18 protein-coding genes are annotated in these 23598 nt (G+C 58.3%); 11 read left to right on the plus strand and 7 right to left on the minus strand.

Going from position 1 to position 23598, the window contains the following annotated elements:
* Nucleotides 1-172 precede the first annotated feature (172 nt).
* Nucleotides 173-742 (plus strand): vitamin K epoxide reductase family protein, encoded by a 570-nt coding sequence (locus ACWXWJ_RS09100; protein ID WP_293791907.1) that lies wholly within the window; start codon nt 173-175, stop codon nt 740-742.
* Here ACWXWJ_RS09100 and nadE read toward each other — a convergent pair whose 3' ends face one another.
* Nucleotides 743-1663: an ammonia-dependent NAD(+) synthetase gene (nadE, locus tag ACWXWJ_RS09105; RefSeq protein ID WP_448307439.1), complete on the minus strand. Its 921-nt coding sequence runs from the start codon at nt 1661-1663 to the stop codon at nt 743-745.
* A gap of 161 nt (nt 1664-1824) precedes the next feature.
* On the opposite strand from nadE, the gene ykgO reads away from it, so the two are divergent.
* The 4 genes from ykgO (at nt 1825) to nrdE (ending at nt 5479) form a co-directional block, all read left to right on the plus strand.
* Complete coding sequence (gene ykgO / locus ACWXWJ_RS09110) at nt 1825-1947, plus strand: type B 50S ribosomal protein L36 (protein ID WP_005511141.1); 123 nt, start codon at nt 1825-1827, stop codon at nt 1945-1947.
* A gap of 466 nt (nt 1948-2413) precedes the next feature.
* Nucleotides 2414-2644: a glutaredoxin-like protein NrdH gene (gene nrdH / locus ACWXWJ_RS09115; RefSeq protein WP_034984644.1), complete on the plus strand. Its 231-nt coding sequence runs from the start codon at nt 2414-2416 to the stop codon at nt 2642-2644.
* A gap of 89 nt (nt 2645-2733) precedes the next feature.
* A complete protein-coding gene (nrdI, locus tag ACWXWJ_RS09120; RefSeq protein ID WP_034984600.1) occupies nt 2734-3177 on the plus strand; it encodes a class Ib ribonucleoside-diphosphate reductase assembly flavoprotein NrdI in 444 nt (147 codons plus the stop codon).
* Nucleotides 3178-3316: 139 nt separating this feature from the next.
* Nucleotides 3317-5479: a class 1b ribonucleoside-diphosphate reductase subunit alpha gene (gene nrdE, locus ACWXWJ_RS09125; RefSeq protein WP_293791878.1), complete on the plus strand. Its 2163-nt coding sequence runs from the start codon at nt 3317-3319 to the stop codon at nt 5477-5479.
* Between the two features lie 121 nt (nt 5480-5600).
* Here nrdE and ACWXWJ_RS09130 read toward each other — a convergent pair whose 3' ends face one another.
* Nucleotides 5601-6089 carry a ferritin gene (locus ACWXWJ_RS09130; protein ID WP_011273156.1) on the minus strand — a complete coding sequence of 163 codons (489 nt, stop codon included), beginning with the start codon at nt 6087-6089 and terminating at the stop codon, nt 5601-5603.
* 341 nt (nt 6090-6430) lie between these two features.
* On the opposite strand from ACWXWJ_RS09130, the gene nrdF reads away from it, so the two are divergent.
* The 3 genes from nrdF (at nt 6431) to serB (ending at nt 11255) form a co-directional block, all read left to right on the plus strand.
* Nucleotides 6431-7426, plus strand: coding sequence for a class 1b ribonucleoside-diphosphate reductase subunit beta (gene nrdF, locus ACWXWJ_RS09135; RefSeq protein ID WP_034975901.1), 996 nt, complete (start codon nt 6431-6433; stop codon nt 7424-7426).
* Nucleotides 7427-7688: 262 nt separating this feature from the next.
* Nucleotides 7689-9386: an aa3-type cytochrome oxidase subunit I gene (ctaD, locus tag ACWXWJ_RS09140; RefSeq protein ID WP_293791874.1), complete on the plus strand. Its 1698-nt coding sequence runs from the start codon at nt 7689-7691 to the stop codon at nt 9384-9386.
* Nucleotides 9387-9890: 504 nt separating this feature from the next.
* Nucleotides 9891-11255 carry a phosphoserine phosphatase SerB gene (gene serB, locus ACWXWJ_RS09145; RefSeq protein WP_293791872.1) on the plus strand — a complete coding sequence of 455 codons (1365 nt, stop codon included), beginning with the start codon at nt 9891-9893 and terminating at the stop codon, nt 11253-11255.
* Here the strand turns inward: serB and ACWXWJ_RS09150 are convergent.
* A complete protein-coding gene (locus tag ACWXWJ_RS09150) occupies nt 11252-12829 on the minus strand; it encodes an AMP-binding protein (protein WP_473964201.1) in 1578 nt (525 codons plus the stop codon). The genes serB and ACWXWJ_RS09150 overlap by 4 nt on opposite strands.
* 321 nt (nt 12830-13150) lie before the next feature.
* On the opposite strand from ACWXWJ_RS09150, the gene ACWXWJ_RS09155 reads away from it, so the two are divergent.
* On the plus strand, nt 13151-13702 hold the full coding sequence (locus ACWXWJ_RS09155; RefSeq protein WP_473964202.1) for a hypothetical protein: 552 nt from the start codon (nt 13151-13153) through the stop codon (nt 13700-13702).
* Nucleotides 13703-13714: 12 nt separating this feature from the next.
* Nucleotides 13715-14287: an RNA polymerase sigma factor gene (locus tag ACWXWJ_RS09160; protein WP_293791869.1), complete on the plus strand. Its 573-nt coding sequence runs from the start codon at nt 13715-13717 to the stop codon at nt 14285-14287.
* A 114-nt stretch (nt 14288-14401) separates the two neighbouring features.
* Here the strand turns inward: ACWXWJ_RS09160 and ACWXWJ_RS09165 are convergent, their stop codons facing one another.
* The 3 genes from ACWXWJ_RS09165 to ACWXWJ_RS09175 form a co-directional block, all read right to left on the minus strand.
* On the minus strand, nt 14402-16483 hold the full coding sequence (locus tag ACWXWJ_RS09165) for an Hsp70 family protein (RefSeq protein ID WP_473964203.1): 2082 nt from the start codon (nt 16481-16483) through the stop codon (nt 14402-14404).
* A gap of 71 nt (nt 16484-16554) precedes the next feature.
* On the minus strand, nt 16555-18027 hold the full coding sequence (locus tag ACWXWJ_RS09170) for a GTPase (protein ID WP_293791867.1): 1473 nt from the start codon (nt 18025-18027) through the stop codon (nt 16555-16557).
* A complete protein-coding gene (locus ACWXWJ_RS09175) occupies nt 18024-19910 on the minus strand; it encodes a dynamin family protein (protein WP_473964204.1) in 1887 nt (628 codons plus the stop codon). Before ACWXWJ_RS09175 ends, ACWXWJ_RS09170 begins: the two co-directional genes overlap by 4 nt.
* 321 nt (nt 19911-20231) lie before the next feature.
* Between ACWXWJ_RS09175 and ACWXWJ_RS09180 the strand changes: the two genes are divergently transcribed.
* Nucleotides 20232-21500: a hypothetical protein gene (locus tag ACWXWJ_RS09180; protein WP_473964205.1), complete on the plus strand. Its 1269-nt coding sequence runs from the start codon at nt 20232-20234 to the stop codon at nt 21498-21500.
* Nucleotides 21501-21534: 34 nt separating this feature from the next.
* On the opposite strand, the gene ACWXWJ_RS09185 is transcribed toward ACWXWJ_RS09180, so the two are convergent.
* Complete coding sequence (locus tag ACWXWJ_RS09185) at nt 21535-23598, minus strand: ATP-dependent DNA helicase (protein ID WP_473964206.1); 2064 nt, start codon at nt 23596-23598, stop codon at nt 21535-21537.

Raw genomic sequence — 23598 nt, forward strand, 5'->3', positions numbered from 1 at the left:
GAAAAGGGGAGTAGCGCGCACAGCGTGCTAATCTGTTCTCAATGGAAATCGCCCAGCTCAGGGAGTTTACCGAGGTGAAAGGGCTCCGCTGTGGCTGTCTCAACTACCGCTTCATAGCAACGATGCGGTTCGAGACAGGTGTGGGCGTCACAAACAATCAGAGAGAAAACTCATGAACGGTCTAGGAGCGACGAAGCGCTTCGGTATTACCTTCCTGGTGCTATCCACGATCGGGCTGATCTTCTCCGCCTTGATCATGCACGACAAGCTGCAGATGGCGCTGAACCCCGACTTCAAGCCAGCCTGCACCTTCAACGAGGTGATCTCGTGTACGGACGTGATGGCCTCGGATCAGGCATCTGCGTTCGGGTTCGCCAACCCCTTTATCGGTCTGATTGGTTTTCCGGTGATGATGACCTTGGCCGTGATGCTCATCGTCGGCGCGAAGCTCCCGCGCTGGATGTGGTACTGCACGCTGGCGGGGTTGGCGCTGGGCGTGGTGTTTGTGCACTGGCTGGCCTATGCTGCGATCTACTCCATCGGCGCGCTTTGCCCTTATTGCATGGCGGTGTGGGCCGCGACGCTGCCGATGTTTGTGATGACCTTGGTGCACATCCTGCGCGAACAGCGTCGTGAAGCGGGGGAGGGCGTTCCTCACTCCGCACTGGGAATGCCACTGCTGGTAATTGTGGCTTGGTTCCTAGCCTTCACCGCACTGATTCTGGATCAGTTCGTGTTCTAACTAGTCTGCCTGCCACCAGTTGTCGTGAGGAACAACCGGCAGATGCCGCTTGTGACGCGACCGGAACCACAGGCCTTCGATGTGCTTAGCGACCTGCGGATCTAGGTCTGCGGCACCATTGGTGCTTTCCAAGTAATCGTCAAGCTGCGTGTACGTCACACCTAGCGCCTCTTCGTCGGGCAGGGCAGGACGATCTTCTTCCAGGTCGGCGGTGGGGACTTTCTGCCAGGTGCTATCGGGGGCGCCGAGGTGCTGCAGTAGGGCTGCGCCCTGTCGCTTCGTGAGTCCCGCCAGTGGCATGAGGTCTGCCGCACCGTCGCCGTGTTTGGTGTAGAACCCCGTGATTGCCTCTGCTGCATGATCTGTGCCTACAACCAATCCGCCGAGTTCGCCGGCGAGCGCATATTGTGCGATCATGCGCTCGCGCGCCTTAATATTGCCCTTGTTGAAGTCGCTGACGTGCGAAATGCCGAGGGCCTCGCTCGTTGCTCGCGCTGCTTCGTCAGTGGCACCCTTAATGTTGACGGTGACGCCCATACTCGGTGCGATAAACTCCAGCGCAATCTGTGCGTCGTCCTCGTCTGCCTGGACTCCATAGGGCAGGCGCACGGCGCAGAAACGGTATGGCTGATCGGCAGCTTGGTCCTTGGCGGCCTGTTCATTGAGGCGATCACATGCTAACTGGCATAGCTTGCCTGCGAGCGTGGAGTCCTGGCCGCCGGAGATGCCCAGCACTAGGGTTCGGGTGCGTGTGGCCTGCAGATAGTTGGCGATGAACTGCACACGACGTTCCACTTCAGCGGCCGGGTCGATAGTGGAGCGAACCCCCAGTTCTTCGACAATGCGCGCGTGCAGAGGGCGCGCATTCGCGGTGTGGGAGGGGCTGGGGATGCCGGTGGACTTTTCAGGTGAAGGGCTCATGCCTTCCGATGCTAGACCGTCCGTCAGCTTATGCACCTATTTGGTTTTGAGTGAGTCGGTGGGTAGACTCATCGTTTGTGTTTGTGCCGGGTGGCATAAGCGGGTTTTTAGCCTGCGTTGCCTGGCGATGTAAAGAAAGTCGATGAGGAAAGGAGCGCCCGATGAAGGTCCGCAAGTCCCTTCGGTCGCTGAAGAACAAGCCGGGCGCTCAGGTCGTTCGTCGCCGCGGTAAGGTCTACGTGATCAACAAGAAGGAACCTCGCTTCAAGGCTCGCCAGGGCTAAAGCCAGAGGGTTCCACCTTCCCCCGTCTTTTCGTTTCAGTGCTCGCGCACTGTTGCGTGAGGCGGGGGATTTTTATTGCTTGGGGGCGGCAAAGACATGGCTTGAGGGGCTTTTGCCAGCTCACAGATGGCTTCTCTGTTTGGCGTAATCCTTGCTTTGAAATTACATGCATGTTTTTCATGTGGCTAGATGTAGTGGTGGGAAAATCTACCACCTGCGAATACTCAACTTGTAACTACTAGATGTAGTGTTCAGTGATTAATTGCGACCCAAAATGTTGTGTTTTTGCGGTTGTCTTACACGCTTGTGATGTGTAGTCTTAAGCAAGTCAACGAGGGGCGCGGTACATAAGCCCCGCCAGACGTACACTGACGAAAACCTACACCGATAGCGCCCATAGAAATCATTGTCGCCGGGCCGAACAATCCGAAGTATTTTTGAAGTATTCAGGAGAATGACAGCCACCATGATCACCGTCTACACCAAGCCCGCATGTGTTCAGTGCAACGCCACCAAGAAGGCTCTCGACAAGGCCGGTCTTGATTACGAACTCGTGGACATCAGCCTCGACGATGAAGCTCGCGACTACGTCATGGCGCTGGGCCACCTGCAGGCACCTGTGGTTGTTGCTGGCGAAGATCACTGGTCCGGCTTCCGCCCCGATCGCATTCGCACCCTGACCGCAGAGGCTGCCTAATCTGCGCGCCAATTGCCTTCACCATCTCCGGTGGAGGCTCTTTTTAGCGCACCACTGACTATGTGCATTGCTGTTTAGGATGAGGCTCAATGCTGATCACGTATTTTTCCTCCACGACAGAGAACACTCACCGCTTTGTACGGAAGCTCGGTCTACCTTCTAGTCGCATTCCACTTAAGCGTAGCGACGCCCCCCTGCTGGTCGACCAACCACATGTCCTGATAGTGCCAACGTATGGCGGGGGAGCAGGGATGACAGGAGAGTTTTCGCGCCCAGTGCCGAAACAGGTGATCAAGTTCCTCAATGTGGAGCAAAACCGTAAGTGGCTGCGCGGCGTGATCGCCTCCGGCAACATCAACTTCGGAGCTGACTTCGGAAAGGCCGGGGAGGTGATCTCCGCCAAGTGCCAAGTTCCCTATCTATATCGCTTTGAACTGATGGGAACCGAGGAGGACGTCCAAAGGGTGCGTGCAGGCTTAGCGGAGTTCGAGACTTCTTTGCGAAACGAAGGACGCTGGGAGTTAGCAAGCTGACACAGCGGGTTGAAAACCCAGCGGAGTAAGAGCTCCGCATCCGCCCCGCGCATGTCCGGGGCACTGATTAGAATCGAAACGAATATATAGGCGCGAATAGACTTTCTTAGCGCGAGTTTTTTAGGAGAACACAAAACACATGACTGGCACCGAGATTGGAAAGACTGTCCAGGAGCCCGTTGACCAGCGGGAGCAGCTGGATTATCACGCTCTGAACGCAATGTTGAACCTGTACAACGACGCGGGAGAGATCCAGTTCGACAAGGATCGTGAGGCTGCTAACCAGTACTTCCTGCAGCACGTGAATCAGAACACTGTGTACTTCCACGACTTGGAAGAGAAGATCAAGTACCTCGTGGACAACGAGTACTACGATCCTGCGGTGTTGAATCAGTACGAGTTCAGTTTCGTAAAGTCCCTGTTTAAGCAGGCTTATGCCAAGAAGTTCCGCTTCCAGTCCTTCCTGGGCGCGTACAAGTACTACACTTCCTATACGCTGAAGACCTTCGACGGACGCCGCTACTTGGAACGTTTCGAAGACCGCGTATGCATGGTCGCACTGGGGCTAGCAGCAGGGGATACCGAGTTGGCGTCGAACCTCGTCGACGAGATCATGGACGGTCGCTTCCAGCCTGCAACGCCCACCTTCCTCAACATTGGCAAGAAGCAGCGCGGGGAGCCGGTGTCCTGCTTCCTCCTGCGCATTGAGGACAACATGGAGTCGATTGGCCGATCCATTAACTCCGCGCTGCAACTATCCAAGCGCGGCGGTGGCGTAGCACTGTTGCTGTCGAATGTGCGCGAGGCCGGTGCGCCGATTAAGCACATCGAGAACCAATCCTCCGGTGTGATCCCCGTGATGAAGCTGCTGGAAGATGCCTTTAGCTACGCCAACCAGCTGGGTGCCCGTCAGGGTGCCGGCGCAGTATATCTCCACGCACACCACCCGGATATCCTGCGCTTCCTGGACACCAAGCGCGAGAATGCGGATGAAAAGATCCGTATTAAGACGCTCTCTCTGGGAGTGGTCATCCCGGATATCACCTTTGAGCTGGCCAAGCGCAATGACGACATGTATCTGTTCAGCCCGTACGACGTTGAACGCGTCTACGGCAAGCCATTTGCCGATGTCTCCATCACCGAGCACTACGAGGAGATGGTGGAGGATCCGCGCATCCGTAAGTCCAAGATCAATGCGCGCGCGTTCTTCCAAACGCTGGCGGAGATCCAGTTCGAGTCGGGCTACCCGTACATCATGTTTGAGGACACGGTGAACAAGGCCAACCCGATCGAAGGTCGTATCACGCACTCCAACCTGTGCTCCGAAATTCTGCAGGTTTCGACCCCATCGGAGTTCAACGCTGATCTGACGTACAAGACCATCGGCGATGACATCTCCTGCAACCTGGGCTCCATGAACATCGCGAAGGCCATGGACTCTGCGGACTTCTCTAAGACCATCGAGACCGCGATTCGCGGCCTGACCGCAGTGGCAGATCAAACCTCCATCGACTCGGTTCCTTCGGTTCGCCAGGGTAACGACAACTCCCACGCCATTGGCCTGGGACAGATGAACCTGCATGGCTTCCTGGGGCGCGAGCACATCCACTACGGTTCAGAAGAAGCTCTGGACTTCACCAATGCATACTTCGCAGCAGTGATGTACGAAGCTCTGAAGGCATCCAACAAGATCGCCCAGGAGCGTGGCGAGAGGTTCCACAACTTCGAAAACTCCGATTATGCCAGCGGCGAGTTCTTCGACCGCTACGATCCGGCGGAGTTTGCACCGAAGACGGAGCGTATCCGCCAAATCATCGGCAACTCCAGCATCCAGGTGCCAACCGCGCAGGACTGGCAACAGCTGAAGGACGATGTGCAGGCTCACGGTCTATACAACCGCAACCTGCAGGCTATTCCGCCGACGGGTTCCATCTCCTACATCAACAACTCCACATCCTCGATTCACCCGATCGCCTCCAAGATCGAAATTCGTAAGGAGGGCAAGATCGGTCGTGTGTACTACCCGGCTCCGTACATGACGAACGACAACCTGGAGTACTACGAGGACGCGTACGAGATCGGCTACGAAAAGATCATCGACACTTACGCAGTCGCGACGAAGTACGTGGATCAGGGCCTATCGCTGACCCTGTTCTTCAAGGACACCGCCACCACGCGCGACATCAACCGTGCGCAGATCTATGCGTGGCGCAAGGGGATCAAGACGATCTACTACATCCGCCTCCGCCAGACGGCCTTGACCGGCACCGAGGTTGAGGGCTGCGTGAGCTGCATGCTCTAAGTGGGGAGGGGAGCGGCCTGCTCTAGGTGGAGGGCGGCCTCCACCGAGCATGAAAAAGCCGACTGGGAGGAATCCCAGTCGGCTTTTGTTATTGGCCGTTGAGTGGCCTTGTTAATGGTTGCTAGCGGTTGCCCAGCTCTGCGTCGATGCGCAGCAGGCCGGAACCATCGTTGCCCACCAGCTTGATGCGGTCGATGATGTTGCTTACTGTAGCTTCCTCCTCGATCTGCTCCTCCAGGAAGAAGTTCAGCAGGTTGCGGGAGTCAATGTCGCCAACCTCGTCGGCGGTCTTCACCAGATCGCGGATCAGTGCGGAGACCTTACGCTCGTGCTCGAGGGAAGCCTCGAAGGCATCCAGCGGGGTGGAGATCTTCAGGGAAGGCATCTCAACAGTCTCGATGTCCACGCGCGCGTCGCGGTCCAGCAGGTGCTGTGCGAACTTCTGAGCGTGCTCGCGCTCCTCATCGGCCTGTGCCTGCATCCAGCTGCTCATGCCGTCGAAGGAGAGGCGGTCCAGCTCATAAGCCAGCTGGGTGTAAACCAGCGCAGCCTGGTGCTCAGCGGTGACCTGTTCATTCAATTGCTTCTGAAACTTCTCGTTGATTTCCATGCAGCTCACCGTACTCAGGGTTTATCCAATCGGCTAGCAAACGCAGGCTACCCTTATATTATCAATGCAGGTCAGAGCCTATTGTATAGTCGGTGAGGCTGTCTTTACTTAGGTTGCCCTGTAAACCAATCCTGACGTGCTCTTTAGGTAGTGACGCCCCCAGCTCCGGGCTGAAATCGGCTCCAGCGCGCGCTGAGGGCGTCATTAAGAAAGACCCCCCAAAATGGGGGTGGTGGCCGAGGGGGGGTGCGTCGCGGAAACGGGGTAACATGGGGCGAAGTGCACAAGCTGAGGGACAGCAAGAAAATCAGCACGTTCTGTGAGAAGGAGACACGTAAGCGATGAGTGCGCACGCACCCCACACTCCCGTACACCGCGTCGACGGCGATCCGGTATCCGCCATCAACTGGAACAGCATCCCAGATGACAAGGACCTGGAAGTGTGGGATCGCCTCACTGCCAACTTCTGGCTACCCGAAAAGGTGCCACTGTCCAACGACGTCCCCAGCTGGTCCACACTAAATGACATGGAGAAGCAGGCCACCATGCGTGTGTTCACCGGCCTGACCATGCTGGATACGATTCAGGGCACAGTTGGTGCAGTAAAGCTGATCGAGGATGCTGCCACTCCACACGAGGAAGCCGTCTTTACGAATATCTCCTTTATGGAGAGCGTTCACGCGAAGTCTTATTCCTCTATCTTTATGACGCTGGCCTCTACACCTGAGATTAACGACGCCTTCCGTTGGTCCGAAGAGAATGAGAAGCTGCAAAACAAGGCAAAGATCATTCTCGACTTCTACGAGGGCGACGACCCGATGAAGAAGAAGATTGCCTCTGTGCTGCTGGAGAGCTTCCTCTTCTACTCCGGTTTCTACCTGCCGATGTACTGGTCCTCGCACGCGAAGCTGACCAACACCGCAGACATTATCCGCCTGATCATCCGCGATGAGTCTGTGCACGGTTACTACATTGGCTACAAGTACCAGCGCGCTCTGGAGAAGGAGACCCCGGAGCGCCAGGAGGAGTTGAAGGAGCACACCTTCGACCTACTGCTGGAGTTGTACGACAACGAGGCACAGTACACCGAGGATCTTTATGACGATCTCGGCTGGACAGAGGACGTCAAGCGCTTCTTGCGCTACAACGCAAACAAGGCGCTGAACAACCTGGGCTACGAAGGGCTGTTCCCGGCGGACGAGACTCGTGTGTCTCCGGCGATCCTCTCGGCTCTGAACCCGGGTGGCGACGAGAACCACGACTTCTTCTCCGGTTCTGGTTCCTCTTATGTAATAGGTAAGGCCGAGAATACGGTCGACGACGATTGGGACTTCTAAACAGCGACTTCTCAACAGCGAGGCAGCACCCCCGAAAACGTGGGTTCTGCTGCTTTGGCCTCGTCCCGGGCTATTGAAAATCGCAGTAACGGGATACTATGTAAACATTCTGTGTCCGTTCTGGTCGGTTATTGACGAAATCGACCACGCGGGAACGGTGCAGACGAAACATTCTTTTGGGTGGCTTGCCTGAAGGATCCTGTGAGTTAGCTAGAGCTTGCAGGTGAATAAAGGCAGGTCACGCGTAGTCAGGAGGAAGAATATGACCGCAGTAGCGCCAAGGGAAAGCCATGAGGTTTCCCCGGCTCGGCCTGCGCCTTTCGGTGAGGTGCCACGTGGCAACCTCGCATGGAAGATGCTGACCACGACCGACCACAAGCTCCTGGGCATCATGTACCTAATCATGTCCTTCACCTTCTTCATGATTGGTGGCTTGATGGCCCTGTTGATCCGTATTGAGCTCTTCGAGCCGGGTCAGCAATTCCTGTCCAACGAGCAGTTCAACCAGCTGTTCACGATGCACGGCACGATCATGCTGCTGCTGTACGGCTCTCCGATGGTGTTCGGTTTCGCGAACTACATCATGCCGCTACAGATCGGCGCCCCTGACGTGGCTTTCCCCCGTCTGAACGCCTTCGGCTTCTGGATGACCACCGCTGGTGGTGTCGTGATGCTGCTCGGCTTCCTGACTCCGGGTGGTGCAGCAGACTTCGGTTGGACGATGTACATGCCGCTGGCAGACGTTACGCACTCTCCGGGTGTGGGCTCTGAACTGTGGATCCTGGGTGTCGGCGTCGGTGGTATCGGTACCATCGCCTCCGCCGTGAACATGATCACCACCATCCTGTGCCTCCGCGCACCGGGTATGACCATGTTCCGCATGCCGATCTTCACCTGGAACATCTTCGTTACCTCTCTGCTGGTTCTGCTGATCTTCCCGCTCCTGACTGCAGCTGCACTTGGTGTGTTCTACGACCGCAAGCTGGGTGGCCACATCTACGACGCCGGCAACGGTGGCGCTATTCTGTGGCAGCACCTCTTCTGGTTCTTCGGTCACCCTGAGGTGTACGTCCTGGCACTGCCGTTCTTCGGTATCGTGTCTGAGGTTTTCCCGGTGTTCTCCCGCAAGCCGATGTTCGGCTACGTTGGCCTGGTGTTCGCAACCCTGTCGATTGCTGCACTGTCCATGGCTGTGTGGGCACACCACATGTTCGTGACCGGCGCCGTGCTGCTGCCGTTCTTCTCCTTCATGACGTTCCTGATCGGTGTGCCGACCGGTATGAAGTTCTTCAACTGGCTGGGCACCATGTGGAAGGGTCGCCTGACCTTCGAGACCCCGATGGTCTTCGCCATTGGCTTCTTCGCCACCTTCCTGTTCGGTGGTCTGACCGGTGTTATGCTGGCCTCCCCGGCGCTGGACTTCCACGTTTCGGACTCCTACTTCGTGGTCGCTCACTTCCACTACACCCTGTTCGGTACCGTGACCTACGCTTCCTTCGCAGGCGTTTACTTCTGGTTCCCGAAGATGACCGGGCGCATGCTGGACGAGAAGCTGGGCAAGATCCACTTCTGGCTGGTCACCATCGGCTTCCACACCACGTTCTTGATTCAGCACTGGCTGGGCAACATGGGTATGCCGCGTCGTTACGCTGACTACCTGCCGACCGATGGTTTCACGACCCTGAACCAGGTCTCCACCGTGGGTGCCTGCATCCTGGCGATCTCGATGATCCCGTTCCTGTGGAACGTGTTCAAGTCCTACCGCTACGGCGAGGTCGTTACCGTGGACGATCCGTGGGGCTACGGCAACTCCCTGGAGTGGGCAACCTCCTGCCCGCCCCCGCGCCACAACTTCACCTCCATGCCTCGTATCCGCTCCGAGCGTCCGGCGTTCGAGTTGCACCACCCGCACATGGTTAAGCGTATGCGCGACGAGGCTCATGTCGGTCGCCACTTCTAAATGCACAGTCTGGTGACGCCACCTCACCTCTGCGACTGCCCAGCGCAGTCGCTAGGTCCCTGGCGGCCGAGCAGGTAGAGGCTGCAATACCGCTTCCTCCTCTGGAAGTCGCACACTGAATCCACACCCTAACTACGCAGGGTGTGGATTTTCGTATGTCCGCAGGTTTAGTGAAAGCCCTCGGAAGCTCCATGACTTAGATGAAGAATGTCGTTAGATTGAGAACTTGCTAAATGAAAATGGAGAACAATAAACAAAAGGGCAGGTCAAACGCTTTCGATTTTTGCCACGCGTGATCTTGCGCGGGCAGATTCCCGATTCAGCGACATTATGGTGCTGAATCGTGGTGATTGTGGTGGGGCCTAAGACCTCCAAGATCGCGCCTTCCACATCGCTACAAAAAAGACGCCGAAACTACTGCGAGTTTGAAGGTGGGGAGCGTGAAATGGTGAGCTGTTCAGGTTCAGTTATCACTTCTCGTAGGGAAGTGGGACAATATAGCCCGTGACTACCTCAAATAACGCCAGCAACTCCAACTCTCCCGCCAATCAGCAGTCGTCCACGTCGTCCCAGGCCGCCTCGCGCGCTGCACTCGCCGACGATCCGCACTTCGAGATCGCCCTGGAGGACACCCTGCAGGAAGGCTTAGCTCCCAGTGTCATCACGGTCACCGGCCCCGATCGGCCGGGCGTATCCGCGGCCTTCTTCCGCGTACTATCCTCCTACGGGGTTCAACTCCTCGACATTGAACAGTCAGTCTTCCGAGGAAAGCTATCGCTGGCGGCGCTAGTGGGCGTCGGACAAGAAGACCTAGAGCCTCTCGGCGAAGGGCTGGAGGAAACTCTCGCATCCTATGGAATGCGAGTCAGCGTGGAAGCCGACGATAATCTGTCGAGCACGCGCCCGCACTCGACGCACGTGATGGTCGTGCTGGGGCGTCCGCTGACTGCGACTCATATTTCCCGCATCGGCCAAACTCTGGCTGACTACGGTGCGAACATCGACACGATTACCGGTATTGCCGACTACCCAGTCACTGGGCTGGAGCTGAGCCTTACAGTCGCCAACCCAGCACCCGGTGGCGGTGTGCCCCTGCGCAAGGCACTTGCAACGCTCACGACGGAGGTAGGAGTGGATATCGCTATCGAGCGTGCGGGGTTGTCCCGCCGCGCCAAGCGCCTCATCTGCTTCGATGTTGATTCGACCCTTATTCAGCACGAAGTCATTGAGATGCTGGCCGCCTACGCAGGCCGCGAAGCGGAGGTTGCCGCGGTCACAGAACGCGCCATGCGTGGCGAGTTAGACTTCGCTGAATCTCTCCACGAGCGCGTCAAGGCACTGGCCGGTTTGGAAGCCTCAGTGGTGGAGAAAGTAGCACGTGACATTCAGCTGACCCCCGGTGCCCGCACGACTATCCGCACCTTGAAGCGCTTGGGGTACAAAACGGGTGTGGTTTCCGGTGGTTTTATCCAGGTCATCGAACCACTGGCACGCGAGTTGGACCTGGACTTCGCCCGCGCCAACACCCTTGAAATTATTGATGGCAAGCTTACTGGTCGGGTCATCGGCCCTGTGATCGACCGCCAGGCCAAGGCTGAGAGCCTGAAGGAATTTGCTTGGTCCAACGGAATTAAGTTGAACCAGACCGTCGCCGTAGGCGATGGTGCCAACGACATTGACATGCTGTCTACCGCGGGTCTGGGCATTGCGTTCAATGCAAAGCCAGCGCTCAAGGAGATCGCCGATACCTCGGTGAACTACCCCTTCCTCGATCAGGTGCTGTTCATCCTGGGGATTTCCCGCCACGAAATCGAGGATGCGGATCTACGCGACGGTACTTACCGCCGCGTACCTATCGTCGAAGATTAATTGACGCCGTCGCGCTCGCGGAGCTCGCGGCGAAGGATCTTACCGGTGGAGGACTTGGGGATTCCCTGCACGAATTCCACAATGCGAATCTTCTTGTAGGGAGCCACGCGCTCCGCAACGAAATCCATTACCTGCTGCTCGTTGAGTGCAGATCCTCGCTGGGCAACAACGAATGCCTTCGGCAGCTCTTCACCATCTGAAGCGCGATGTACGCCGACGACGGCGGCATCGGCGATCTCGGGGTGGCTCAACAGTACGGACTCTAGCTCTGCGGGCGGAACTTGGTAGCCCTTGTACTTGATCAGCTCCTTCAAGCGATCCACAATATGGACGTTGCCCTCTGGATCGGAGTTAGCCAGATCGCCAGTGCGCAGCCAACCGTCGCCCGGTAGCGCGGCTGCGGTTTCCTCCGGCTTGTTAAGGTATCCGGCCATAATCTGCGGGCCGCGAACCCAGAGCTCACCGACCTCGGAGACACCCTCCGCGGGCAGCGGGATCTCTTCCAGGGTTTCCGGATTCACCAGCTTGCTTTCCGTGTTTGCGCAAGGCTTGCCGATGGAACCACGGTTAATGTCCTTGGATACGTTGGCATGTGCCAGCGGTGAAGTCTCAGTCATGCCATAGCCCTGCTGCACATGGATGCCCAGGCGCTTTTCCAACGCCAAGGCCAGTTCCTCATCCAATGTCGCAGCTCCGCTAAAGAAGCTGCGCATTTGAGAAAGGTCGTAGTTATCCACCATGGGGTGCTTGGCCAGCTGGACTGCAATAGGCGGCGCGATCAGAGTAAACGTTACCCCGAACTTCTGGTGGTGCTCCAGGAAGCTCTGTAGCTCGAAGCGCGGTACAACGACCAGCGTGGCGCGCTGCGCCAATGCCAGGTTCACCAGAGCGGTCAGACCGTAGATGTGGAAGAACGGCAGCACGGCGTAAACCTTGTCCTCCGGGCGCACAAGGTGAATGTCTTGCCCCTGCTGTACGTTCGCAACCAACTGACGGTGCATCAAACGCACTCCCTTTGGCAACCCGGTGGTACCAGAGGAGTAGGGGAGTACTGCCAGATCCTCATCCGGGTTAATCTCCACCGCGGGAGCCGTGCGGCGCTCCGCCATAATCTGTTGCATGCCCTTCGATGTATCCAGGAAGACGATGTTGTCCTCCTCGATTCCTGCATCCTTAGCCCTCTGAGCCGAGGCGTCACCAAGCGCGGCAACGGTGAGCAGCATCTTCGCGCCAGAGTCCTTCACCTGCTCCGTCACGCTTTCCGGCGTAGAAAGCAGAGATAGGGGAGAAGGAACTGCACCAATGCGCCACAGGCCGTACGCTGCGACGATAAAGTTCAAGGAGTTGGGAAGGTGTAGCGCTACTACGTCTCCCTTTTTGATGCCCTTGCTGGCTAGCCAGCCCGCCGTGGACTCAATGTAGTTCTGCAGCTGGGCAAACGTCGTTTCGGAGCCATCGGCAATGTCGATGACGGCGACCCGGTCTTCCTCCTCGGTGGAGAGGTTGCCGAAGATGTAATCGTAGAGCCCCAGCGGGCTGAGTTCGATGTCTGGGCGGTCGCTCTTAATGGGCATTGCGGCGGGCTCCTATCCGTACGCGGTTGTTCTTCCTCCCCACTCTAGTCGTCGTATGCTGTTACCGGCGTCACTTCTTTGGTTTTGGTTGTCTAACGTTTGGGTTGGTGTTAAACCAACCAGCTGGTCATCAAGGTTTTCCTGTTGAACTATGTGCAACATGGTGCATAATCTTTTAAAGCAGTTCTTTTATTGCTCGCGGGAACCTTCTGCCTGCCGCATGCATTACATAGCTGTCCTGAAGCGGTTTTCTGCTACCTGCATGACCAGCTTCAGTGCAGTCTTGTTGTTTCGCTGTTGTTGGTGGAAAGGAGGTGAACGATGAGCGACTCGATCGATAACGGAGGACACATGGTTGGCCCATCCGCTGGCGCCGAGGCAGACACCCCAATTCTGCCCTCCCTGGAGGAGCTTTTCGGCAACGACGCTCAGCTAGGCTCGGGATCCGGTTTTTCGGAACAGGAGCTCGACGACATGTTTAACCAAATGTTTGACGTGGCTGTCGACCCGAATACCGAGATGCCAGAGGGGGATCTCATCCCCGATTTGGATTCCTTCCCCGCGGAGGATGCTTCTGACGAAGTTGACCTTACGGATCTCGACGGTTCTTCTTCGACTTTGGATGACGCCACCTCGGTGGACGATCTCCCCAGAGAGGCTTCGGATAGTAACCCCGATACTGGCGATGAACTTCCAGACGATCTGACCGCTGGCACGGAAAGTCAGGAGGCTCCGGATGATCCGGCTGCCACGGACGATCTGGAGGGTCTCAACGATCTGGGCGACGGCCTGGATGGTGACCTTGATGATGCATACAGCGATCATTATGAGGACGATCACCCCGACGATCTGACCGACCTCAGCGGAATGTAAGGGGTGGCGGAATTGTCGACTAGCAACACCGTAAGGCAAGAACTCACCCGCGACGAGGAGCGCGACCTGCTGGCCAAAGCCCATGAGGGTGACCAGCAGGCTTTTGCGCGCCTGGCGCGCCAGGCTTGGGGGAGGATGTTTTCTGTTTGCTTGTCCATTACGGGCAATCGCGCTGACGCAGAAGATGCCCTGCAAAACGCTTTGACTTCAGCGTGGAAGAACATTGAGAAGTTTGATGGACGCGCGCGGTTCTCCACGTGGGCGTACCGCATTGCCTCTAATGCAGCGCTGCAGATCGTCCGCTCGCGCCGGGATGTGCCGGAGGAAGACGCAGGTGCGGATGAGGTCGCTCTGACCCCGGAGGTGGGGTCTCAGGTGACCTCTGCAATGGTTGTTCGAGAGGCGCTAGCTCAGTTGCCGGATGATTTCCGTGAAGTCATCGTGCTGCGGGAATACACCGGCATGAGCTACCAGGACATTGCTGCCCACCAGGGGATTCCGATTCAAACGGTCAAATCACGCATTAACCGTGCCCGTGCGAAGCTAAAGGCGGCATTGGTGGAGGCTGGCGTCACTAGCGCATAGGTAGGGCGGCCTCCTCGACTCACCAAGTCCCCTTTACGTTCCCCTCAAGAAAGTAATAGCCCCACAACGCTGAACACGTGCTCGGCGTTGTGGGGCTCTAGTTCGTGGAAACGGCTAGCCCTGTGGCATGAGGTTGAAGAACTTCAGCATTTCCTTGGTTTGATCCTCGGTTTGATCGATCTGCCCATGGATCACGATGGCTGCCTTTTTCTCCGGGTACCAAGCGAGGGCATCGGGAATCGAGTATTTGCCACCGGAATAATAGATGATTTCAGGCCAGCCATTGCCTGCTTGCTGCAGAGTCTTGCCCTTTAATGTTGAGCTCTGGGCGTGGTCGTAGACCTTCTGACCATCGTCACCAGTTTGAATGTACTTAAAGCCGGTGTACATCGACTCGGAAGAGTGATCCTTGACAGAACTACTCTCGGGGAGGCAAGAATACATCTCCGTATCCATGGATTCGAACGCATCACTGAGGGAGAAGGGCTTTTTAGCCTTGGTATCGCAGCTAGTTAGGCGGTTGTAGAAGCCTGTCGGCATATAGTCTTTAACATCGGGCAGGAGGGAACTCAGTGGCTTGTAAGAGTCCGACTCGTACGGCGTACTCGTTGGGGTGTAAGGGCTAGCCTCAGTAAAGGGCGGATTTCCTCCGTCGTCACCACTTCCGTTTCCATCATTGCCACCACTGCTGAAAACGACGAATCCTACGGCCACGACCACTGCGAGGATTGCCAGGCACGCCGTGACCACCACCGGAGTGTTGGACTTCTTCGATTTCACTGCGCTAGCGGAAGTATGAGAACCGGCGAAGTTGCTAGGGCCGTAGGAATTGACCGAACTTGGAGCGAAAGCCGCGGTCTGCGGCGGACGGCTGAACGATTGCGTCGCGTTGGACGTGCCTTGGTGAGAACCGCTATTCGGACTCTGAGTCGGGTTCTGATATGGGCGGGACATGCCGGGAGAAGTTGCCGGATCAGGCTGGCCGGGGCGTGCAGCAGCTGCCGCAGCACCGGCACCGGCACCTGCATTGGCAGCGCTGGTATGTCCAGCGGAACCACCCGGGCGCATGCCTTGAGCCGGAGCGCCACCGGTAAACCCACGCAGCGTCGCAGCCAGTGCGCCGCGGCTCACCACGGTCTTCGGGTCGTCGAGCGTCATGACCGTGCCGACTTCACCCAGCCGATCCTGAACAAATGGAATACGCGACGATCCGCCGGTCATGTAAATCGGGGTCTTCGTGGAATCGACGCCCGCTTGGGTCAGAGCAGCACGGGTCAACTCGACGCAACGCATAATGGATTGCTCAATGATGCCGTTGAACTCGTCGCGGGTGATCAGCAAGTCGGTTTCCCCGTGGGGAGTAGAAACGCTGATCGTTGCGGAGGAGGTATCTGACAGGATCTCCTTGGCCTCGCGAATACTGGATTCCAGTGCATGCACCGTGGTGATCGGGGAGGAGCGCACGTAGTCAGCCAGATCCGGGTCATCGTGTTCCAGCTGATCCAGAACCCAGCGGTACATCAGGTTGTCGATTGTGCGGCCGCCGAGGCTGTTATCGCCCTTGGCCGCCACGACCTCGAAGTTGCCGTCCTGCTTCGCCTGCAGCACTGCAATGTCCAAGGTGCCGCCACCGAAGTCAAACACTGCGACGTGCGAGCCTGGCGAGACGGACTGTTGCGAGGCGTAGTGGATAGCAGCAGCGCGCGGCTCGGAAAGCACGCGCAGGTTCTGTTCCGGAATACCTGCGGCGACGGCACTTCGCTTCAGCTGATCCACGGAGTGCGCAGACCAGGCCTCCGGGTGAGTAAGGGTGACCGTCGCGGGATCCTGGTTGGCGTGCTGGGCCTTGCCAGAGCGAAGTACGGCACCCAGCACGGAGCCCACAACCTTCGTCAGTGGGAGATCGCGAGCTGCGAGCTGTACCTCGTCGTGGTCGATGTAGCGCTTCGGGCTGAGGAGCAGGCGCGAGGGATCACGACGGCCACGAGCCAGGGCGGAGTCACCATTAAGCAGTTTCGGTTCGCCATCGTTGGCGGCATGGGCGCCGGTCGAGGAATCGAGAAACACCGCAGAAGGCATAATGTTGGAGCGGTGCGTCAACGCGAGGGCAGTGATGTCTCGACCCATCGGGCTTTGGTGCGCGGCAGCCGTATTCGAGGTTCCGAAGTCGATTGCCAGGTGCCATGCGTTGGTCATGAAAAGTACAGCTCCTGAATTACATGTTTTTAAGGCATAAGTAGCTTACACTGTAACGCCTTATCTGGCGCTTAATGTGTTGCTTGCAATGCCGATTGGAAAGAACCCAGCAGACGTTCGCGCGCCTCGTCTTCCGCCGCAGACAGCGGAGACATGGACATTTGCTGGAGTTCCGCGATTTGATTTTCAATTGCATCACGGACTTGCTCGATCGGCGTTTCGCGAGGCAATCTCACGGTTTCGGCGGGGTGGCCGGCTGTCACTGCGGCTCGAAGCAGCGGAAGAAGGCGCGAATCAGGGGTGGTTGCATACGTATTGCGGTAGCTGCGGTACAGCATGACGAAGTGCATTCCCGGCTGAGCCAGGGTCACCGACTGCACCCACCGCACGTGCTGGAGGTCTGGGTGGTTGGAGGCCAGGTCGTCCAACACATCCAGCATTCTTGCTGCGCGCTGAAGTACAGCGAAGTAGGTGATGTCGCCGGTGAGGAGGTGCACGAGCTCCGACACGCCGGAAGTTTCTACCATCCAGTTCACAAGTGCAGGCGCTCCGCCCTCGGCGGCGATGCTGCGCCCAGCAAACACACCGTATTCACCCATGACGTCCAGGAGATTGTCGCGGGTAGTTGCCGTGAAATTCGGCACGATCTGGGACGGATCTTCGGCCTCTAAAAGGTCAAGCAGCCCTTCTCGATCCAAATGCGCCAACATGCTTAACTGTCGAGCCACTTCGCCAGTGACCTTGCCCGTCAGTGCCGATTCGGCCATCAGACCCGAGAGCGGAATGGTGCGCTGCACCGTGCTCACCAGCTTCTTTTGAATACTGTCGGCGTGCTGGCGCGCGTGCTGCAGCGGATCGATAGGGCCGAAAGCACCGGAGCCGAAAGAATCCGCACGGGAAAGGATGCCCACTGTATTAAGGGGCGTCATACCCAACTGGGAAAGGAACTGCTTTTCGTCTTCGCGCGGCGCGGAGTCCGACAAAAAGACAAGGCAGTCGGCCCAACCACTTGCACGGCGCGTATCCTGCTGCCCGTCGACGAGAACCCGGCGCGTGCGTTCTTCGTTTTCTACCGTCAGAGTGGCAGTACCAGGCGTATCGATCAGGGTGAGTTCTTCTAGCCGTCGGTTGGGCAGGAACTGGTCAATATAGTCGACTTGGTTAAGCGGTACCCCAAGGGCGTTCAACGGACCGTTGTTGAGCGGTACGCGGAGAACCTGCCCGTCGACAGTGTGAATCTCGGCGCGGGCGGGCGCGCCGCTGTGATACATGCTGACAGCCATGGTGCATTCCAGGGCACCGGTGGCGGCAATGAGATTCTCGGTAAGTGCATTGACCAATGTGGACTTACCGGACTTCAAACGACCAACAATGGCTACTCGCGGCGGGCGCGTAACCATGAGGCGCAGCTCATTGGCGCGGGCGGCGAGATCCGGTGAACCGCCGGCTAAGGCATCCACCGCCTGCGTTAGCAGCAGGGTCAGGTCGGACACACGCTGGCTCAGGTGCGCAGAGGCCGACCGAATCTGATTCTCCTGGGTCATCTACGTTCCCTCCTTACATTCTGGCTGGTGCTGATACCGGTGCCTTGTTGAGCAATTCGGGAGCCCGACCGTGCCTTCAGAGTTTCCAGATGCTCGTCCAGCTCGCTAATGGTCTGATTGACGATATCCAAGTTCTTTTTCAACCGGGAGATTGTCTGTTTGCGCTGGGCTTCGGACTCGCGGGCGATCTTTTGGGCGGATTCGATCTTGCCCTGCAGGTTGCGCTGCTCGTGTCGGATGGCGGAACGATGACGCAGCAGGATCTCCGTCCTGCCCGTGGTAATGGTGATGTCGATCATGCGGTTGATGGACGTGCGAGTCGTCGCGATGGTCTCGCGCAACCAAGACAGCAGATACTGCTTACCGTTGCGCATCGCGCGATAGCCCATGTTCACGCCGATCCAGGCAGCCGCGGCAACTGGTGCGAAGGGGATAACCACCGTCAGTGCACCCGCACCCACCAGGCCCATGGTCAGCATCGACGGATCCACCAACCCCGTGGTCTTCTTTTCCACATCATGACTCAGCGACTGCGGCGGAGCCATCGCGGCGAAGATTTGCTGCTGCACCTGGTCCACCATGTCCTGACGGCCTTGGAACAATTGGTTGGCGCGTGCCAGAACCTCGCCGACCATCGACATCACGGTTCGCTCCATGATTTGCCGCAGCTCGATCTCAATTTGGCTGGTAAAGACCTGCGGTTTACTGCGCAAAACGCGCATTCCTTCGGAGTTAATGCGGTTTGTCCAACGCGTCTTCACATCCGTCAGCGCCGCGTCCATTCCAGCGGAAACCTTGTTGCGGCTCAGCTGAATATCGCGCATGAAAAGCTGCTCCCACTCGCTGGTGGAATCGCGGAAAGCTTCCAGTCTGCGCTTTTCCACCTCGAGCTCCCCGACGGCGTCGCTTGTTTTGTCGTATAGCTTGATGTCGCGCTGGATGTCAGTCGTGATCGTCTGCATCGTGGACTTGGTGATCTCCAGCGCGGTGACGGTGCCGAGGTTGCCCGGCGAGTTCACATGATTGATGATCTGTTGACGCAGCTCAGCAATGCCGCACCGGCGTTCGATCTCTCTTCTTTTTTCTGGTGACGCCAATTCCGCCGCGTCCAATGCCCGCAACGAGGACACACCAATGACTGGGATATCCAGCCCCAAGTGCTCGGCGATAAGGCGTTGGTCATCGGCGACGATGGAACGCCAGCGGCGAACATTCTTGTCCGTCTTGGTGACTGCAACGATGACGCTTCCGACCTGCTCGCGTGCACGGCGCAAGATATCCATTTCTGGTGCGGTGATCGGAGTGGACGCATCGCAAACCATAAGCAACACGCCGGCGTTGCGGGCTTCAGTGAGGGAGGCTGCCACCGCATGCTCATCGAGTCCGCCTACGCCAGGGGTATCAATGATTGTCACTTTGCCCAGACCAGAGTAGGGAACTAGCAGCTCAGCGGCGCTCGGAAGAGAGGCTACTTCCTTACTATCTTTCGGAGCTTGGTTGATGGCATCAACGGCCTCCTGGGTTACCCAGTTCTTCAGCTCAGATGGGTCAATCGGATCATGTTTCGTGCCGCGTACAAGACGTGCCAGCACTGGTTGGTCGTCACCTTGGTCGGGTTCCGTGTGAATGCGAATTGGGGCGCTGGTCGTGGTAATGACGTCCACTGGAAGTAAATCGCGCCTGCCAACCAGGGCATTGACGAGGGAGGATTTGCCACGCTTGACCTCGCCGATGATAACGACGGCTGAGGTGCGGTACTTCGCATTGACGAGTCTTTGTACACGATCCGCAACATCGTGCATCTTGTATTTTCTGGCGATGGTGGCCCCGCGTTCGACGCTGGCCTGAGGTGAGCGGCCCGACGCGTTCAAGGTGGGGGTCACGGTAATAATCGCCTTTCTGCTTGGTGTGCAAATGCCATTCTAGTATGCCGACAAACTATGGCTTCGGGAATCTGCAAGGTTCGGGTTGTTTGTTATTACCCCCGAAATTACGTTTCGGATTCAATTGCAGGAAATGGTCGAAGAGCAGGGATAACAGTGGATTTGGGGTGAGGGGGCGTCCAGAACAAATACCCCCAAGGAACATCTGCTGGGGGTTGGCCATTCAATAACCGACAGGCAGCGAGAAAGAGCCTGAAGGATACTAAGAGCAACACTGCAAGCCACGCACCCGGCTACAGATACTGAAAGGAAACACACACAATGTCCAACGAGAACCTGAACAACGGCAACACCGGCAACAACAACGGCATGACCACCCCCGGCAACGCTGGCAGCGCGGAGCACTCCCTGGGCCGCTGGGACGTACTGGACGCTAACGGCAACATGGTTGAGGGCAACATCGTCGGTGCACAGGACACCAACGGTGACGGCGAGAAGGACACCTACCAGGTAGACATCAACGGCGACGGTCGCCCGGATGGCACGGTCTACGACAAGGACGGCGACAAGGTGACCGACCGCGCGGAGATGGACTACGACCAGGACGGTATCGTCGACACGGTCTACCAGGACATTGACGGTGACGGCGTGGTCGACCACGTGGAATCGGACACCACCAACGACGGCATGATGGACACCAAGGCAACCGACTACGACAGCGACGGTGCGACCGACAACGTGAAGTTTGACACCAACGCCGACGGAGAATACGACGTCACTGCTTACGACTACGACAGCGACGGCAAGGTTGACAGCGTTGGTTACGATACCGACGGCGACGGGATCTCCGACTACTCTGAGTATGACTCTGACGAGAATGGCATCATCGACGGCTCCTACGGTGAGGGTGCTCCGACCGCAGCACAGAAGGCCGTAGGCGACGACATCTGGAACTCCACGGGTGGCGCCGGCGCGCCGGCTGGTCAGACGCAAGCGCAGGGTGCAGCTCCGGAAGCGGCGGCAGCACCGGATGCAGCTGCTGCTCCGAAGGAAGAGGCGCCGAAGGAAGAGGCGCCGAAGGAAGATGCCCCTAAGGAAGAAGCACCGAAGGAGGCCTCCGAGGGCGACGCACCGGCAGACGCTGCAGGTGCAGCTGGTAGCTCCAACCTGCAGTCCACCGGCGCAGGCGAAACCGCTCCGGACGGCGGGGAGTACGTAGACCTGGATGGCGACGGCCTCTCTGACGGCATTACCTACGACAGCGACAACGACGGCAAGATCGACACTGTTGAGCTGGACACCGACGGCGACGACCAGGGTGACACTGTCTACCTAGACACCAATGCCGACGGTCGGGTCGACCAGGCGCACGAGGACATCGACAACGACGGCTTGACCGACGAGGCTCTGCTGGACAACGACTTCGACGGCATCGGCGACTCCAAGGTTCACGACTACGACAACGATGGCGTATACGAGTCCTCCGAGGACGTATACACCGAGGACGTTGCCCCGACCATCGATGACCTGCTCGGCGGCGGCGCAGACCAGCCGGCACCAGCTGGCGACGACAGCGCAGACCTGGCCTAAGACCTAGCCTGAGGAAATAGCTGGCGCCAGCCAGTTAGTCCGCAACAAGGCGGCGCAGTGCACCCCGCACTGTGTCGCCTTTTGTTGTGTACCAAAAATCTGGCATGGAACGGCGTATGTAGCTGCCGTAGCGTTTTGTCTCCAGGCGCTGATCCAGCACTGCTACCACACCGCGATCGTCGACCGAACGCAGCAGTCGGCCAGCGCCCTGAGCCATAAGTAGAGCTGCGTGGTTCGCTGCAACCTCCATAAAGCCGCTGCCACCGCGTTGGTCGGCAGCTTCTTGCCGAGCCTGCTGAAGTGGATCGTCGGGTCGGGGGAAGGGGATGCGGTCGATGAGTACAAGGGAAAGCGACTTGCCCGGTACATCCACACCCTGCCACAGCCCTAGAGTGCCGAAGAGGCACGCTGACTGGTTCTTGCGGAATTTCTCCACCAACGTGGACATCGAATCCTCACCTTGCAGCAGGATGTCGTAGGGTACCACCGTGCGCAGCTGGTCGGCCATGTCTTCGGCAGCGCGCCTGGAGCTGAAAAGCCCCAGGGTGCGTCCGCCCGCGGCGTTGATGAGCTGGGCGGCTTCGTCTACGGAGGCATCGCTGGCGCCGTCGCGCCCCGGTGGTGGCAGATGCCGGGCGACGTAGAGAATGCCGTGGGTGCGGGCATCAAAGGGCGTGCCGGCATCTAGCGTGGCGGTGTTCTTGGGAAGTCCCCAGCGAGCCAGCATGGATGTGAACTTTCCTCCCAGAGCCAGCGTGGCCGAAGTGAGGATTACCGTGTTGCGGCCAAAAAGTCGTTGGCGCAGCAGGTCCGCTACGCTCAGCGGGGCAACGCGCACCACATGCTTTGGATCATGCGTGCCGGGATCAGCTGTGTACCAGACCACGTCTTCGCCGAGGAGATCCTCAGCGGTCGTGCTGTCCTCGCCCTGGGGATCATCAGTACCCTCGCCGACGCGAGAGGCATTGAGGATCCGCACGCACGTATCGTTGAGTTCCTCGGTCGCCACAATCACCGCCAGCCGTTCGGCGGCCTTTTGCGAATCATTCGCAAACTCGGATGCGGGAATGCCGCTGACCTGTCGGTTCGTTTTCCATGCCGCATCTCGCAGGGCTGCGAGCGGCACCTGTAGGTTCTCCGGCACCCCCGTCCAGCGCCCCTCGATGCCCGTGCCGAAACGGTCGTTGCTTTTGGACGCCGCCGTCTCCGTCTTCAGCGCCTCAGTCCACCTGTCACCTGCTTCGGCTAGGGCATCCCCTGCGGCATCGGCACCGGACACTGTCAACTTCGCAGCGCGCTTCGCCAGCACGGCGATGGAGGTGGGGGAGAGTTCCGCTGTGGCGACGGAGGTAATACGGTCTTCTAGTTCGTGGGCTTCGTCCACGATGACGGTGTCGTGATCAGGCAACACGGGGGCGTCCACAAGAGCGTCAATCGCCAGCAAGGCGTGGTTGGTGACGACGATGTCGGCGTCTGCGGCGCGATTCCGGGCGCGCTCAGCAAAGCACTGTTCTCCAAAGGGACAGCGAGTAGCACCGAGGCATTCGCGGGAGGAGACACTGACCTGGCGCCAAGCACGGTCGCTCACGCCTTGGGGAAGGTTATCGCGGTCGCCATCTTCAGTTTCTCCTGCCCATTCGTGCAGGCGGGCGACCTGCGCACCGGTGGCGGAGAGCTGCGAGCGATCCAGCAGGGATTCTTCGGCTTCCTCCACGCCGCTATCGGTCTGTGCATTGGAGACCTTGTTGAGGCACAAGTAGTTGCCACGCCCTTTTTGGATAGCGAACTCCAAAGGGCGGGGAAGCTCCGGTTCGAGAGCCTTAGCCAGGCGTGGTAGGTCACGTTCCACGAGCTGGCGCTGCAGAGCGATCGTCGCGGTGGAGACGATAACGGGGTACGCGGAATCCATGGCCGCGGCGATGCTGGGGATCAGATAGGCCAGGGACTTACCGGTACCGGTGCCGGCCTGCACCGCAAGGTGGTGTTCCTTGTCTATCGCATCGGCTACGGCGGTGGCCATTTTCTGCTGTCCGGGGCGCGGAGCCCCGCCGAGGTCGGCGACGGCGAGGCCCAGCAGGTCGAGGACGTTGGAGGTCAT

The sequence above is a fragment of the Corynebacterium sp. p3-SID1761 genome, assembly GCF_055862885.1.